The 14,791-nt window shown below is 44.1% G+C and carries 15 protein-coding genes; 6 read left to right on the top strand and 9 right to left on the bottom strand.

Features of this window, described 5'->3' with window-relative positions; all coding sequences use genetic code 11:
- Positions 1–11: 11 nt before the first annotated feature.
- From ITG10_RS21700 to ITG10_RS21690, 3 genes are all read left to right on the top strand, one after another.
- The gene (locus ITG10_RS21700; protein ID WP_017631250.1) at positions 12–821 is read left to right on the top strand and encodes a transporter substrate-binding domain-containing protein; all 810 of its coding nucleotides are present in this window, start codon (positions 12–14) and stop codon (positions 819–821) included.
- A 139-nt stretch (positions 822–960) separates the two neighbouring features.
- Positions 961–1,884 (top strand): amino acid ABC transporter permease, encoded by a 924-nt coding sequence (locus ITG10_RS21695; RefSeq protein WP_248387153.1) that lies wholly within the window; start codon positions 961–963, stop codon positions 1,882–1,884.
- A gap of 218 nt (positions 1,885–2,102) precedes the next feature.
- Complete coding sequence (locus tag ITG10_RS21690) at positions 2,103–3,047, top strand: ADP-ribosylglycohydrolase family protein (protein ID WP_017631251.1); 945 nt, start codon at positions 2,103–2,105, stop codon at positions 3,045–3,047.
- 193 nt (positions 3,048–3,240) lie between these two features.
- Here ITG10_RS21690 and ITG10_RS21685 read toward each other — a convergent pair whose 3' ends face one another.
- Positions 3,241–5,247: a TonB-dependent siderophore receptor gene (locus ITG10_RS21685; protein WP_017631252.1), complete on the bottom strand. Its 2,007-nt coding sequence runs from the start codon at positions 5,245–5,247 to the stop codon at positions 3,241–3,243.
- 19 nt (positions 5,248–5,266) lie between these two features.
- Here ITG10_RS21685 and ITG10_RS21680 point away from each other — a divergent pair, with 19 nt between their 5' ends.
- Positions 5,267–6,493 carry an AraC family transcriptional regulator gene (locus ITG10_RS21680; protein ID WP_026084287.1) on the top strand — a complete coding sequence of 409 codons (1,227 nt, stop codon included), beginning with the start codon at positions 5,267–5,269 and terminating at the stop codon, positions 6,491–6,493.
- 17 nt (positions 6,494–6,510) lie between these two features.
- On the opposite strand, the gene ITG10_RS21675 is transcribed toward ITG10_RS21680, so the two are convergent.
- The gene (locus tag ITG10_RS21675; protein ID WP_017631254.1) at positions 6,511–7,401 is read right to left on the bottom strand and encodes a LysR substrate-binding domain-containing protein; all 891 of its coding nucleotides are present in this window, start codon (positions 7,399–7,401) and stop codon (positions 6,511–6,513) included.
- 101 nt (positions 7,402–7,502) lie between these two features.
- On the opposite strand from ITG10_RS21675, the gene ITG10_RS21670 reads away from it, so the two are divergent.
- The gene (locus ITG10_RS21670; protein WP_017631255.1) at positions 7,503–8,141 is read left to right on the top strand and encodes a LysE family translocator; all 639 of its coding nucleotides are present in this window, start codon (positions 7,503–7,505) and stop codon (positions 8,139–8,141) included.
- A 27-nt stretch (positions 8,142–8,168) separates the two neighbouring features.
- On the opposite strand, the gene ITG10_RS21665 is transcribed toward ITG10_RS21670, so the two are convergent.
- Positions 8,169–8,726, bottom strand: a complete 558-nt coding sequence (locus ITG10_RS21665; protein ID WP_017631256.1) for a hypothetical protein — start codon at positions 8,724–8,726, stop codon at positions 8,169–8,171.
- 297 nt (positions 8,727–9,023) lie between these two features.
- Here ITG10_RS21665 and ITG10_RS21660 point away from each other — a divergent pair, with 297 nt between their 5' ends.
- Positions 9,024–9,953: a VirK/YbjX family protein gene (locus ITG10_RS21660; RefSeq protein WP_017631257.1), complete on the top strand. Its 930-nt coding sequence runs from the start codon at positions 9,024–9,026 to the stop codon at positions 9,951–9,953.
- Between the two features lie 20 nt (positions 9,954–9,973).
- On the opposite strand, the gene ITG10_RS21655 is transcribed toward ITG10_RS21660, so the two are convergent.
- The 6 genes from ITG10_RS21655 to ITG10_RS21630 form a co-directional block, all read right to left on the bottom strand.
- The gene (locus ITG10_RS21655) at positions 9,974–11,197 is read right to left on the bottom strand and encodes a DUF1501 domain-containing protein (RefSeq protein WP_017631258.1); all 1,224 of its coding nucleotides are present in this window, start codon (positions 11,195–11,197) and stop codon (positions 9,974–9,976) included.
- 8 nt (positions 11,198–11,205) lie between these two features.
- Complete coding sequence (locus tag ITG10_RS21650; protein WP_017631259.1) at positions 11,206–12,567, bottom strand: DUF1800 domain-containing protein; 1,362 nt, start codon at positions 12,565–12,567, stop codon at positions 11,206–11,208.
- 140 nt (positions 12,568–12,707) lie between these two features.
- Positions 12,708–13,139: a GNAT family N-acetyltransferase gene (locus ITG10_RS21645; RefSeq protein ID WP_248387152.1), complete on the bottom strand. Its 432-nt coding sequence runs from the start codon at positions 13,137–13,139 to the stop codon at positions 12,708–12,710.
- A 122-nt stretch (positions 13,140–13,261) separates the two neighbouring features.
- Positions 13,262–13,756, bottom strand: a complete 495-nt coding sequence (locus ITG10_RS21640; protein ID WP_017631261.1) for a GNAT family N-acetyltransferase — start codon at positions 13,754–13,756, stop codon at positions 13,262–13,264.
- Positions 13,757–13,807: 51 nt separating this feature from the next.
- A complete protein-coding gene (locus ITG10_RS21635; protein ID WP_017631262.1) occupies positions 13,808–14,230 on the bottom strand; it encodes an N-acetyltransferase in 423 nt (140 codons plus the stop codon).
- A 101-nt stretch (positions 14,231–14,331) separates the two neighbouring features.
- The gene (locus ITG10_RS21630) at positions 14,332–14,670 is read right to left on the bottom strand and encodes a zinc ribbon domain-containing protein YjdM (protein WP_132745611.1); all 339 of its coding nucleotides are present in this window, start codon (positions 14,668–14,670) and stop codon (positions 14,332–14,334) included.
- Positions 14,671–14,791: the final 121 nt, after the last annotated feature.

Here is a 14,791-nt window from a genome sequence, read left to right as displayed (position 1 = left end):
GATTTATCAGCATGAAGCTATTTAAAACCGCAATTACAGCTCTACTTGCGCTTGCCGTAAGTTTGCCTGCACTTGCTTCTGAAACGCCTAACCTAGATAAAATCAACGAACGTGGCTCTCTGCGTGTTGGTATGTCGACTTTTGTACCTTGGGCGATGCGTAACAAACAAGGTGATCTTGTTGGCTTTGAAATCGATGTGGCAAAACGCCTCGCTGAAGATTCAGGCTGGAAAGTTGAGTTCGTACCGACGGCATGGGATGGCATTATCCCTTCTCTACTGTCGAACAAGTTCGACGTAATCATCGGCGGTTTGTCGATCACTGAAGCACGCTCTAAGAGTGTGTTGTTTACTGAACCTTACTCTCATTCTGGTGTTCAACTAGCAGCAAACAAAGAATTGGCTGAAGGTTTTACTCAAATCTCTGATTTCGATTCTCGCCGTGTGAAAATTGCAGCACGTCGCGGAGCATTCACGGTTCAAGTGGCTCGTGAAACTTTCCCGAAAGCTAAAGTACTTCAGTTCGATGACGATGCTCAAGCGTTCCAAGAAGTGCTAAACGGCAATGCACACGCGGTTATCGCCTCTAGCCCTAAACCAGAACACGAAGCGATCAAAAACTCAGACACGCTATTCATCCCATTTAAAGAGCGCCTTTCTAAAGGTAACGAAGCATTTGCTGTGCGCCTAGGTGAAACAGACAAAACTGAGTTCTTCAACGAGTGGATCAAAGCACGTACTGAAGACGGTTGGTTAAAAGAGCGTTACGAGTACTGGTTCTCTACTCTAGATTGGCAAGATCAGATTGCTCAAGGTCAGTAATAGACTGCCAATTAGACGCTAAAGAACCAATCAAGGCAGTACCTTGCTGGTACTGCCTTTTAAGAAACACCCGAGATAGCTATAAACTCATAGCCCACTCTCACTGCATATTAATTATCATTGTTTAAACAGGAATGACGTGAGTAGTACTAGCACATTATCAACGCCCAAGCCCAACCTTCACACGAAGCCTTGGTATCAACGCCTCAATCTATTAGATGGAGTGTTGTTTACCATCATTTGTGTATTTGCAGGTTGGCTTTATTATCGCTCTGCTGCCGGTATTAATTATCAGTGGCGATGGGAAGACGCGTTCACGTTAATCTTTATTCCACCTTCTCAAGGCAGTATTCCTTATTTCTTCCAAGGCTTGGTCGCAACATTGCGTTTGAGCTTATGGAGCATGGTGTTAGCGCTCTCTTTCGGCACACTGTTAGGGGTAGCAAGACACTCTAAGATCGCTTTATTCAAAACGCCGGCGCTGCTTTTCATCCAGTTGGTTCGAAACATTCCACCATTGGTGTTTGTGTTTATCTTTTACTTCTTTGTGTCTAACCAGTTGATCCCTTTACTTGGTTTAGAAACCCTTCTACGTGAACACAATGGCGAAATTAACGCAGTTCAAGATTTCCTATTCGGGCCTGCAAACCTTTGGGAAAACTTAGCCTCTGGCGTTATCTGTATTGGCCTGCTCTCTTCCGCTTATATCGCCGAGGTTATCCGAGCTGGCTTAGAAAGCATTCCCACAGGCCAATGGGAAGCGGCTGACTCACTAGGGCTGTCTGCATTCTCTAAATATCGATATGTTATCGGCCCACAGGTATTAACCGCGATTACACCACCTTTAGCGGGTCAGGCAATTTCATTAGTAAAAGATACATCGATTGTGTCGCTGATTTCGATTCAAGAAATGACATTTGTTGGTACTGAAATGGCGAACTCTTCCGGTTTGATCTTCGAAATCTGGCTGATTGTTGGCGCAGTTTACTTTGCGTTATGTTTCACCCTTTCACGTATTTTCAAAGTCATTGAACAACGATCGAGTGTTTACCTTAACCGCTAGTGTCACTGTTTATTTAGACGTGTATTCAAGCGTCTGGTAGATGCCCAAATAGCCACCTAATTCATAATATTCATCCACTCACCCTGATTGGTTTAACCCATTGACCAATCAGGATTAATTGCTTAAAAACTCTCTACTGAAACACAGCAAACCCATCATTTAGACACTATACTTGAAGTATCAAATTCCATTGGATCTTCTCAAGGACTTCACTCAGCATGGACAATCATAAAGAAAGAGCTTTTTACGCCGTTGTTGGCGCATTGGTTGGAGACGCCGCTTCCATGGGGCTGCATTGGTTGTATGACCAAGAGAGGATCTTACACGTGGCAGGGTTTGAACCAGAATTTCGCTCGCCAAACCAGTTCGATTATCAAGACAAGGGCTACTTCGCCCACCAAGGTAAAACCGCTGGCGACCAATCACAATACGGTGCTCAGTTATTGGCGATGGTCGATAGCCTAGTCGATAATCAACACTACGACGAAGCGAGTTACATTAAGCACTTCCGTTTCTGGTTTGATTTTGGTGGTAGTTGGCAAGGTTACATTGATAAAGCGACTCGTATGAGCTTGCTGAACATACATCAACTAGAGCTAGCAAATGCTCCAATCACAGCCTGTGGCGCAGATGACACCCAATTACCTGCGGTTTCAAAACTGATTCCTTTAGTGGCATGTACCTACACCTCTCACACCTTACCTGCTATGGTCGAGAGTGCGGTTCGAGTCACTAATAATAATGATAAAGCGGTAGAGTGGGCACAAGCCATCACCCTGCTGATTCAAGCGGCGATACAAGGTAATTCTCCACTCCAATCGGTAGAAATGGTACGACAAACCTGCAGCAAGTTTATACACGATCAAATCGATGAAGCACTGGCTGAACCGGAACTTTCAATAACAGATGCCGCGAAAAAGTTCGGATTGCATTGTGAATTGAGTGCCGCGTTCCCACTACTGATTCGCATCATTGCTGGCGCTCAGAGTTTTAAACAAGGTATCCGTGACAACATTTTATGTGGTGGCGATAGCTGCGGGCGTGCGATTGTAATTGGCGCGGTATTAGCGGCTTGCTTCTATGAAGACGACGGAGCGATTCCAACAGAATGGCTAAACCAAGTCGAACTCAATGGTGGTGTCTTGTCTCTGCCAATTGAATAGCATTGTGGAGCCTGATTAACTGTTCAGGCAATCTAAAACTAAAGCGCCTCTCGATTCCTTGCTCGAGAGGCGCTTTTCTCTTCACTAAGACGAATGACTTAAACGGATAACTTCAATTTCGAGCAATAAACTTTCCGGATCCCTACGACCGTGAGTTTATCGCTCCAACCAAACCTATGAGTTTAAACCTTTCCTAGAACTGATACGCGGCAGAAAGCTTGTAGTTACGGCCCGGTTCATAGTCATCCAAGGTAAAGCCTCTTGCTGTGCCTGAACGAGAAGCATGTGAGGTGTATTGCTCATCAAATACGTTATCGACACCAAAGGTAACAGACAATCCGTCAACATTTGATGGCACCCATTGGGCATAAAGATTATGAACATCGTAACCTTCTTTAATTGGCTGACCATCGAATACATTGTCTTCGTCTTTAACAAACATCGAGTTCCACCCAAAGATCGTTTCTAACGCTTCAGACTGGTAATCCAGAGTTAACGTGATGCTATCGCCCATATCAATACTGCGGCCATTGCCACCCGCGACAGCGCCGCCTGTGTCTTTGTTTTTAGTATCTGAACGCGCATAAGACAGTTTGCTGTTAAACATCTCGTAGCCGTAAGACAAGCTTGCCTCGAAGCCTTTAATCTCAACATCACCCAAGTTGTAAATCAAGTAACTCTGGCTTGCGGCCTGGTACTCTTCAATAATGTAATCATCAATATTGGTTTGGAACACGGTTAGGTTAGCACCAACAAAGTGATCATCTATTCGCTTATCGAAACGCACGCCACCCTGTGTGTTCTGCCCGGTTTCAGCTTTGATGTCGTCCGCTAAGTAAGCAACATCTTGGTAAGCAATAAAGGTTTCCATCAACTCTGGGCCTTTGAACAATGAACGCGTACTCGCAAACAAGGTCCAATCTTGAGCCACATCCCATTGTGTTGCCAACGACCATGTTACGTCGTCAAAATCGTCGTTTCCTGTCTCAGCTTTACGCTGGTAATCATCAAAGCGAACACCTGCGGTGATAGAAAAGGCTTGAGTAAAGTAGAACTGGTCTTCAACAAAAAGTGCGGTAGAAATTGCTGACTCGTCCATAAACTTACTGCTGCCATAATAGCCGCTTGATGACTTGTCCATGTAGTCAAAGCCATAGGTCGCGATGTTATCAAACGACATCAAGCGGTAGTCCGATTGGAACTTAGCATTCAAGCCAAAGTTTTGGTTCTTCGCAGTGTTATTAGACAAGCGATTCGATGGCCAACGCGGTGCCATAACGCTTTCATCGCGCTGAATCTCAGTCTCTGTGTTATACAGAGTAACGTTACCCTTATGACTTTCACCACGCAGCTCATAGCTAGCCGTTATTGTGTCACGATCATAATCCGTGGGAATTAGGATATCGTTAGACAGGCCTTCATTCGCACCACCCGACATGTCTGAACGCGGGCTGTAGTCACCGCTATCACGGTAGAGATCATAAGAGAATTCAAATCGGTGTAAGTCACTCGGCTCAAAACCAATCTTACCGAGAATGTTGTATACATCCCCTTCTGAACCAAAGGTTTCATTTCCATCACCGTCTTTAAAATCATCACGGCTCATGTAGTGGCTGTAGAGCATGGCATCGACATTATCCGACAATAAGCCATACACAGTTAATGAACCTTGCTGGCTTGCGTTCGTGGCATAACCACCATAAACACGAGCCCCAAAGCTCTCATCATAACGAAGTAGGTCTTTTGCATCTTTGGTTTCAAACAGCACGGAACCGCCTAACCCATTTTGCGTAACCGAGTTGTTGCCCACTTGGATATCAGCCGATTTCAAGATGTCTGGGTTAAGAGTGAGGTTACCAATATGGTGGAACATGTTCGCGTGCTGAGAAGCACCATCGAGTCGAATATCTAAATCAGTTTCGCTTAAACCACGGATGGTAATTCGTTGGTTGACCGAGTGCGTTCCGCCAACATCAACACCGGGAATCTCACGCAGCAAGTCCGACATATGGTCAGCTTGCTTGAGTGACATGTCATCGGCAATGATAGATTCTGTGTTACTAGATACCTTCGTTCCCCACACCACGACTTCATCAAAGTGCGATGCGCTCTCTTCTGCCATAACAGGGCTGCTAAACGCGCTGGCTATGGCAATACAGAGGGTTGAAAGCTTGATTGTTGAGCTGACTGGGCTTTCCATAATTCAATCCTAGATGTAAATGATAATAATTCGCAAACATGATAGGGTTGTAGTTTATAAATGCACAGATGATTTGCTTATGCGAAAACGCATAGCTGTTATGAGGAAAGGTCAAATGGGTGAAGTAGCGTCAGAGCAAACTAAACTTGCCGAAACGGCTATGACTGGAAGAGTCGAGTTAAACAAGAAAGCTGTGTTAGCGAATAAACCAGTGTTAACGAAAAAAGTCGCTCTAACCAAAAAGCTAGAACAGACTGAAAAGCAGATCATTGTGACACAAGGTCAAACCAAGCAGACCTCGCTCGCTGAAGGTAAATTCCTTTCTTATCAATACAATGACCAAATTTTCGTGCATGGCGGCCGCTGTATTGAATTGGTCGACAGCAACATCGTCTCAACAGCCCACTCAGCGATCTTGATTACCATTCTTCTCGAAGGAAAACTCACCTTTGGCTACGATGATCTTGAGTTCGATCTCGATGCCAGTAATGGGCCGCAAGGCGTGGTAGTCAACTTAGCTAAACCTGCCAACTTCAGGCGCTCGTTAATTCAAGATAATAAGATGAATAAGATCAACATCTTGGTTAAGCCACAATGGGTAAAACCACGTTTAAGTGACCACTGCTCAAGTAAATCGCTCTTAGATTCACACAAGGCGTCTTACAATGTGCAGTTCAACGCTGACATCATTCAACTCGCTAATACACTCACTGGCCAAGCGACACCGACCAACTTTCAAGACAAGCTTGTCGTAGAGACGCTAACCCAGCAGTTACTTGCTCAAACCTTATCTCAGATGCCGATTCAATGTTGCCAAGAGTGCACTTCTGAGGACATTAACGCTAGTCCAAATGGCACGGATAAGAACGTTGGTCTTGACCAAAAAGATAACCAAGTGTCGGCTGAAAAAGGGTTCGACGCTAAGATAGAAGACATCATCAGCTACATTGAAATCAACTTGGATAAGCCACTCAGCCTTGAAAGCATCGCAGGTCGATTCTCGATGAGTATCTCCAACTTACAACGTCGATTTAAGCAGTCTTACAACCTGACGATCAACGGTTATATACGACACCGACGCTTAGATATCGCGCGTCAGCACTTAGAACGAGGCTTAGTTTCAATAACCGAAGCAGCCTATGAAGCAGGTTATCAGCACCCTTCTAACTTCACCAATGCATTTAAGAAAGCGTTCGGTGTTCCACCTCATGCGCTTGCTAAGCACTCCACAACAAGGGGGAATTAACTTCTGACGTAAAGAGTCTATTTGTTTTTAATAACTGGAACACACTGCGCCAACTCGCTCTTCAACCAAGTGACAAATGAATTACCTGACTCGTCCTGATTGCTATCTTGCGTGAGCAACATGTACTGATGGCCAGAAGGAACAAATCCAAACGGCGCGATCAAGTTACCTCTTTCGATATCGTCGGCGACAAGTGGATACGACCCAAGCGCTATGCCTAACCCATCGACAGCCGCTTGAAAGCAAAAGTAGAAGTGTGCAAATGTTTGGTTCGCAGGAGCTTTCAACAACTCTGCGCTATTAACTGTGTCTTCAGTGATAGCTCCCCAATAACTCCAAGCATTTAGTCGCGTGTTACTGTGCAGTAATTTCACATCACCTAAGTTATCTTTTACCTGTTGCCAATAATCCGGAGAACACACAGGACCTACCCACTCTTCAACTAACGGTATCTGTTTGTAACTCTCGGTTAATTTAAAGTCATCTCGGCGAATCGCCATATCGAGGCCAGTCGCATCTAAATTCACAGCCCCACCAGCGGTAGACAAACGAACATCAATGCCCGACTCGGCGTAAAAATCACCTAAACGCGGCATCAACCAACGCATGGTTAATGTTGGCTCGCACGACACCTCTAATGCATGGTTGTTGAGTTGGTTGAGCTTTTGGACTCCGGTATCCAACGCCTGAAACGCTTGCTCTGTGTACTCTCTGAGTAACTCACCCTCTTTGGTCAAACACACATTACGACCCTGCTTATAAAACAAAGTTTGAGACAGGTGATTTTCCAGGACCTTGATCTGTTTGCTCACTGCACCATGGGTAATATTGAGTTTTTCTGCCGCTTCACTGTAGCTCGTAGAATGGGCTGCGATATGGAAAACATGAAATGCTTTAAGGTGCCTCATGTGTGATTTTTTCTCACATATTAATGGAATTCATTTCGATTATAGGCAGCAATTAAAAACCATACAATGACGGCTCGTCAAATAAGAGAGTTGGAGTATTTATGGAGTGGATAAGCTTAGCGGTGTTAGGACTATTAATTGTTATAAGCCCCGGTGCTGATTTCGTTTTGGTTTTGAAGAACAGTGTTAATCAAGGAAGACAAGCTGGCATTTGGACAGCACTAGGGGTCAGCCTAGCGATTTGTGTTCACATCAGTTATTCGATGCTAGGTATTAGTTACTTAATCTCACAGAATGAGCAGCTTTTCGACATTATTCGATACGCAGGTGCCGCTTACCTTATTTACCTCGGCATAAAAGGCATCTTAAGCGCAGACAGTAAACTCGCACCTATGGAAGGAACGACGCAAAACATCAGTATTTGGCGCTACTTGGCGCAAGGCTTTCTGTGTAACGTACTCAACCCTAAAACCATGTTGTTCTTCTTGAGTATCTTCAGCCAAGTGATCTCACCCGATGCTACGAACCAACATGTCGCACTCGGTTATGGGCTTTATATGATTATTCTTCACGGCTTGTGGTTTGGGATAGTCGCAATGTTATTTACTTCGAAGACGCTGCAAAAACACTTGTTGAAAGCCAAGAAAAGACTCAATCAAGCGTGCGGAGTTGGATTGGTATCCTTTGGTTTAGCGCTAGCATTAAAACAACTCGTTCAGTCACAGTCACTATGGCAGTAATGGAAGCTGCCATAGTGACGTACTTAACTAACCTTCAAAGTCACTCACTTCCCATTTGTTACTCACTTCGTTCGTCAGTAGATTCTGGAAATGCACAGCATCATTCGGTTGCCAAATACCAACGTGTAAAGCAAAGGAACGATCTTCATCTTGAGTCGCGTGAATGAAGTTTGAAGACATCGTTATTGTATTAGCCTTAATGGTATGCTCAGTTTCTAGATCAAGACTAAGAAACGATCTTCCATCGTTAGCAACAAGACCACGACGCATATTGCATCGAAACTGTGTTAATACATAATTTCCCGGTTTAATACCATCAAACAGTGCGTACTTTGTATCTTCATACACAAATACACGTAAGGTTTGTGGTTCAGAACCAACCAATTTACCATCTACTTTTTCCTGTATATCAAACGAGAATGTTACACACGGGTAAGTTGAATCGTGCTTTGATATATCGGTCGCGATAGCTAATGCGCCGTTACCTTGCGGTTCTGACAAGGTGTCCGTAGCCGAAGTAGGAATACTTTTACAACCTGAAATACTCGTAGCTGCAACTAACGCGACACTCAGAAACTTATTCATATAAAGCCTTTATTCTTATCAATATAATTATTCGGCGACCCTATCATTAAAAAATCAAACCGAAAACCCAATTAATAAAATATTGATATGCTTGGCATTATTTTATAAGAAGACTAACAGTTCTCTTATTTATCTCCCCTCTAAACAAACTCTCCCTAATCGCGTTTAACTATCTTGGTTGAAAGAAACCAACTTGATCAGGTTTCACGATTTTTTCACTAACACCTACTTATCATTTTATGGAGCGTCGTTCTTTATTTTCAACGATGCTTTTTTGTTTTCTAAGTCGAGGTAAACGTGCAAAACTTTCGTCAAATCGTTGAGCTTTCAAATGCTGTACACCCAAATACCAAAGGTTTAACCCGAATCAAGAAAAATATGCGCTTTACACTATGGGGCATTATGAACCCAAAGATCATTCACAAGGTGCGTCAGCTTAAAGAGAAAAACAACCTTTCAAACCTGTTAGAGCAGAATCCCAAGATCTTTGAAAAGCCGTTAAAACCATTTATCTGTGTTGGCATCAAGCCTAAAGCACGAGCTTCGTTACTGCATTCTCACTTCGAACTTTTAGAACAAACATTTGGTTCAAATACAGTGCATTTGCATCTTTCTAACATAGAACTTCTAACCTTCGCAGACAGGAATGGGGATGAGTTCAGAATTGAGACTTTCTCGGGAGAGTCTCGTGAAGGCTCACTAGGGATCCGACTCGTCGAGGCCATTACTGGGCTGACTATTTACTCGGTCACCTTCAATATCTCCGGTAATAATGGGCGCCGCACCATGCACATCGGCTGTCTACAAGGTACAAACAAGCGTATTGCCAACAGCCAAGAGAAGATCAAAGAACTGACGCGTTCATTGCACGGACTAAGACCAAAGTCACTCATGGTTGAAGTCGCAATTATGTTTGCTAATTATATGAAAGTTGATGAGATTTTAGCTGTTTCGAATAAAGGTCATATCTACCAAGCAATGCGCTATATCGGTTCTAAACGTGGAGCTATAACTTTTGATTACGACACTTTGTGGACTGAAAATGGCGGAGCTTTGGTCGATAAACATTGGTTTTCTTTGCCCATTAAGCCTCTTCGTAAAGATACCGACGCACTAAAAAAGACTAAACGCCGCTTGTACACAAAACGCTATGACTGGATCAAGCAAACTGAAGAGCAGATCATTTCTCGGTTAAACGACATTAAATCTACTCCCAAGTTACATTAATTGTTAAGGGAAACGCCCTACTAGATGATTTCCAGTGGCTTTACCCTTTCACTATCAGGGAAGATGGTGTTTAGCTGCTTCGTATTAATAGATAGGTGCTCGCCTAGCACACCTTTAATTACACCTCGTATGTCGGTGGTTGGTTTGAGATCTCGCCCTTGATACAGGTTCTCTTGACTTAACCCCGGCCAGTTTGCGATAACTTGTCCCCCAGATGTGCCTGAACTCGATATGTTTGAAGCCTTGTGAACCATCGCACCACCAGCAACCAACATGACGTTGCCAGTGCCATGATCGGTGCCTTTTGTGCCATTTTCCTTAGCTGTTCGACCAAACTCACTGGCGGCGATGATCATTGTGTTATTCCAGCGTGTGCCTAACGATTCCTTAAGTGCCGCTAACCCTGCATCCAGAATTTTAAGTTGGTTACTCAACCTACCGTTAACGCTGCCTTGATTGGCATGCGTGTCCCAACCTCCTAATTCTAATGCTGCGATATTTGGCCCGTTATCAGCAGATAAGATGTCGCCCGTTTTACTCATCAATGACTTAAATTGTTTGCCAACACCTTGGTCACCCACCAACTCATCTATCTTCATGACGCTTTCGAAATTAGCAGACAGCATTTGGTCACTCTGAAAAAGTTCTTCAAGTAGCTCTGTTTGTTTGTCGCGTGTTTTCAAGCGGTTTGGATACCAACTTGCCACGGTAGATTCCCCCTGCATGATGAGCGGCAGGCCGGAATCAATCGCGATTCCATCGTATTGTTCTGAGCTCAGCGTGAGCAAACGGTTAAGCCATCCTTCTGTATTAAAAGGATCGGAAGTGCCATTTTCTAATATCTTTTGCCCATCAAAATGAGAACGCTCGCGATAAGCGGTTGAACAAGCATGAACAAAGCTGACTTCTTTATTTTCATACCATTGATGACAACTTTTAAGCGAAGGGTGTAACCCAAAGAAACTATCTAGCTTAAGTAGTTGCTTAGTCTTCAAGCCAATATTCGGTCTTAGATCTGCATAATCAGGATCAGCATGAGGTACCACAACGTTTAACCCATCCATCGCGCCACGCAGTGATATCCAAACAAAGATATTGTCTGAACGTGTTTTGGCAAAGCTTGGAAATGGCAACATCGCACTCACACCAACAGCTGCGGCAAGGCCCATAAACTGGCGACGATTCATACTTTGTAGGCCGTGATTGTGTGGCTTATTACTCTGCGAACCGTTTATCTTTTTCATACCCACACCTAACGATATTGAAACTGTGGGCTTAACCACAACAGGGAAAGTTGCATTGCAGCGCTGTCGGCTTTGCTCAATACAATTTGAGTATGTTCATCAATCGCATCGCCATATAAAGCTGCGATCACGTCATCTACTACCACCTTTGGTTTTGTACCCGAGGCCTTAGCCGACTTTATCGCGATTGAGGCTAGCCGATTAGCGACTTGCATACGCTGGGTTAATGCCGAAGGGCTATTGTAGTCTCTGTCTTGATCCGACCATCCTGCAGGTGAACCCGGTTTAAAGGGTGGTTGGCCTAGTGTGTTGAGAGTGTTCAGCGCTTGCTTATCGTTAAGAGGAATGTCGACACTGCGAAGTACCGCAAATAGCCACTCTTTCGGCGGTCTGAACCGATTGGGTTTGGGTTCGTTTGCTTCTGTGCTTCCCAGCAACAATCGGTAAACAGGCAGTAAATCACCATTGCCCTTTAAGTATGCAGCAACCATCTGTTCTGAAAGATCGTTAGGCGTGTCACCAATAAAATGCTGGCAAAGCTTATCAACCAAATGTTTGGCCGTGTCTTTGTGGTTAGCTAAGGCTCCTAAACACGACTCCCCTTGTGAGATACCTAATTGGTCGTAGGATTTTCCAAGTAAGGTAATGCTACCAGGCTCATGGAGATTATTAGCAAATCGAAAACCGGCATTGGGGGATTGGAATTTAATACCCCACCCCGAAATCGCCTTCGCCAATGCAATCACATCTTGTTGAATATAGGAGCCATCTACACCGAGAGTATGAAGCTCTAGAATTTCACGAGCGAGGTTTTCATTGAGTCCCTTATCACGGCGCTTACCGACTTTGGAATTGGGCCCAATCGAGAGTTGATTATCTAGATACAAAAGCATGGCTGGATGCTTTGAAGAAGCCATCAGCATATCTCCAAAGTTGCCATTCCAATGTTGGCGAATCACATCGTTTTCGATGCTGGCGGCCAAGGGCATCAATTTTCGATTATCGACCGAGATGGCGAAGTGGTTACTCCAAAACTGAATGATGCGCTCTTGAAAACCATAAGGCGTTTCAACGCTTTGCAGATGACGAGCTTGAGCTTGTTGTCGGTAGTGAGTACGAAGAAAAGACTGTGCCTCTTTCTTCATTGCTTGCATCTTTTGCTCATCACCCTTGGCTTTCTTTCGCTGTTCACGATTCTCACCGACGGTTATAAGGATAGATTCGGTTGTGGGCAAAGCTTGAATGGACTGATGAATAAATGGCTTTTTATCCAACTGTTCTAAAGGCGAATAATAGGCTGTTTGACCTAATCTAGGCCCAAAACCAAACCTTTGTTCACCCACGATTTTTGAAGTCGGGTAATAATTCATTGCACACTCCCTTACGCTCGATCTGTTCTAAGTGTAATCGCTTAGTCATCAAGCATAGGGAGCTTTACAAGGTTTTACGTTAGATGGGTGTCAGGTGCCTATCAAGTTACAGACACGGTGTGATCATTTTGAATGAATGTCTATTTACACCACATATATACAAACTGGTCGTTTTGCGAGGTGATTTCAAAACCAAACCTCAAGTAGAGCTCTCCAACTCGATTACCTTGCAGATAACACAACTCAACGGGCTTCCTGAGCTTATCTGCGTGAGCTAAGTAATCGGTGAGGATTTGGCTACCGATACCCTTGCCATGATATTCAGGCAGCAAAAAGAATCGGCAAAAGTAGAAGTGGTCACCTTTGTCTTGCAGCAACACACTGCCAATCGCTTTGCCCTGATATTCAATGATTTCAGGCCTTTCTTCTGCCCACTCTTCGGCGTGTATATCTCGTTGAACTTGCTCATCCCAGCCAAAAACAGATTTGATTGGCTCAAATTCAGCTGCCTTTTTTAGCTGGAACAGAAATTCATAATCTGATGACTGAGCAGGTCTTGTCGAATACTTCAAAATATCTCCAACAATAATCGATGAACTATAACCAAAGAAACCACCATCAATGGTGGCTTCTATTTAATAAAATCTCGCTAACGGAAAGTAAGCGAACTTAAGAAAGTGCCATACTTTAGTGTTCATTTTGGGTCTAGCTGATAGCGCAACACCTCTTGCTGATCTTGCTCTGAATAAAAGGTATTTAAGAACTGGCCGCCGCACTTCTCAATCACTTTTTGCGACGCAACATTGTCGCAGTCACAGGTAATAATAGCGCTTTCTATAAGCACGTGACGCTGAACCCAAGACAGCATATGACTCGCGACTCCTCGTCCTCTTGCTTGTGGCAAAGTCTCATAGCCGATGTGCCCGATAACGTCATGAATGTATTCACTGGTACCGTGACGAACTCTAATCACACCAAGAATCTGCTCAGAATCAATACAAAAGTAAGTAGAAGCTGGCGTCCACCCTTCAGGCAAACACTCACCTTTTGAATAAGCTATTCGCCTTTCTAAGTAACTATCACTGCCATCAGAAATACCGATATAGATTTCCAGTCCATCATCGATACAAGCGTTTAAATAATGGTGGAACGCAGTCGAGTGCGCCATGTCGGCTTTAACTATATCCATATAACTTCTATTCCTGCCTAATGCTCGTCTGACTATTCACTAAGCCCGACGCTAGGCTAAATGCATGGTGTACTCTTGGTGTCCTGTGTGCTCATCGGCTTGTTCACTGACGATGGTAAAGCCTTGAGAAAGGTAGAACTCAATGGTCGCATGATTCTCTTTGTACACATTCAAAGACAAGTTTGGGCATTCAAGCTTGGCATGTTGCATGAGCTGTTTCCCGATACCACTCCCTTGATGCTCAGGGCAGACAAAGATCGCCGCTAATAACCCTTCATAGAGTGAATAAAACCCGCAAACTTCCCCGTCAACTTGGAACAAATAGGTTTTTGACGCAGGAAGGTAGATATCGCGCATATTGCCCACTTGTGACTCCCAAAATTCAGGCGCCATGAAGTTGTGCGCCTTAATGGAGGCGGTGAGCCAAATATTTAGGACCGTTTCGGTGTCGGCTGCGCTGTATTCTCTGATCATCTTGATTCTCTAACGTTTGAGTTTGACTCTGTTTGCTAGTCAGTATGCTCAATAACGGCCCAAAAGCATTGAACATTTACGACAATCGTCCGAAAGAGTGGTTACTGCTTTTTCACGTATTTTGCAGTCACCAGCATCTCACCGCCACCATCAAGCTTGCAATCTAGCTGGTGATCTTTGCCTTCATTGATGCGTCGAATCACCGCTTTGGTACCGATTTTCAGTACGCTAGAGCTGCCTTTCACTTTTAAATCTTTAATGAAGGTAACTTTATCACCGGTATCTAACACTGCGCCGTTAACGTCCTTTACACGTGCAGCTTCTCTTTCTAAACGCTCTTCTTCTGGGTTCCATTCATAGGCACACTCAGGACAGATTAGGTTGTTTTGGTCTGGGTAGACATATTCAGATTGGCATTGCGGACAAGGAGGTAAAGACATACGTTAATACTTCATTTAAATAGAATTTGCGTCCATTTTAATGACTCTTGCTAGGCTTAGCGAGTACAAATCTACCAGATTGTCTGAAGATAAACTTAAAGTAGGAAAAGAGCGGCTCTAA

The organism is Vibrio sp. ED004 (assembly GCF_023206395.1).
Lineage (GTDB): Bacteria > Pseudomonadota > Gammaproteobacteria > Enterobacterales > Vibrionaceae > Vibrio.
This window is presented reverse-complemented; position numbering and strand designations above follow the sequence as displayed.

What these genes read in the sequence shown, in the direction of transcription:
- ITG10_RS21700 (WP_017631250.1), top strand. Translation starts at nt 12, where the DNA reads ATGAAGCTATTTAAAACCGCAATTACAGCTCTACTTGCGCTTGCCGTA.
- ITG10_RS21690 (WP_017631251.1), top strand. Translation starts at nt 2,103, where the DNA reads ATGGACAATCATAAAGAAAGAGCTTTTTACGCCGTTGTTGGCGCATTG.
- ITG10_RS21685 (WP_017631252.1), bottom strand. Translation starts at nt 5,247, where the DNA reads ATGGAAAGCCCAGTCAGCTCAACAATCAAGCTTTCAACCCTCTGTATT.
- ITG10_RS21680 (WP_026084287.1), top strand. Translation starts at nt 5,267, where the DNA reads ATGATAATAATTCGCAAACATGATAGGGTTGTAGTTTATAAATGCACA.
- ITG10_RS21675 (WP_017631254.1), bottom strand. Translation starts at nt 7,401, where the DNA reads ATGAGGCACCTTAAAGCATTTCATGTTTTCCATATCGCAGCCCATTCT.
- ITG10_RS21670 (WP_017631255.1), top strand. Translation starts at nt 7,503, where the DNA reads ATGGAGTGGATAAGCTTAGCGGTGTTAGGACTATTAATTGTTATAAGC.
- ITG10_RS21665 (WP_017631256.1), bottom strand. Translation starts at nt 8,726, where the DNA reads ATGAATAAGTTTCTGAGTGTCGCGTTAGTTGCAGCTACGAGTATTTCA.
- ITG10_RS21655 (WP_017631258.1), bottom strand. Translation starts at nt 11,197, where the DNA reads ATGAAAAAGATAAACGGTTCGCAGAGTAATAAGCCACACAATCACGGC.
- ITG10_RS21650 (WP_017631259.1), bottom strand. Translation starts at nt 12,567, where the DNA reads ATGAATTATTACCCGACTTCAAAAATCGTGGGTGAACAAAGGTTTGGT.
- ITG10_RS21640 (WP_017631261.1), bottom strand. Translation starts at nt 13,756, where the DNA reads ATGGATATAGTTAAAGCCGACATGGCGCACTCGACTGCGTTCCACCAT.
- ITG10_RS21635 (WP_017631262.1), bottom strand. Translation starts at nt 14,230, where the DNA reads ATGATCAGAGAATACAGCGCAGCCGACACCGAAACGGTCCTAAATATT.
- ITG10_RS21630 (WP_132745611.1), bottom strand. Translation starts at nt 14,670, where the DNA reads ATGTCTTTACCTCCTTGTCCGCAATGCCAATCTGAATATGTCTACCCA.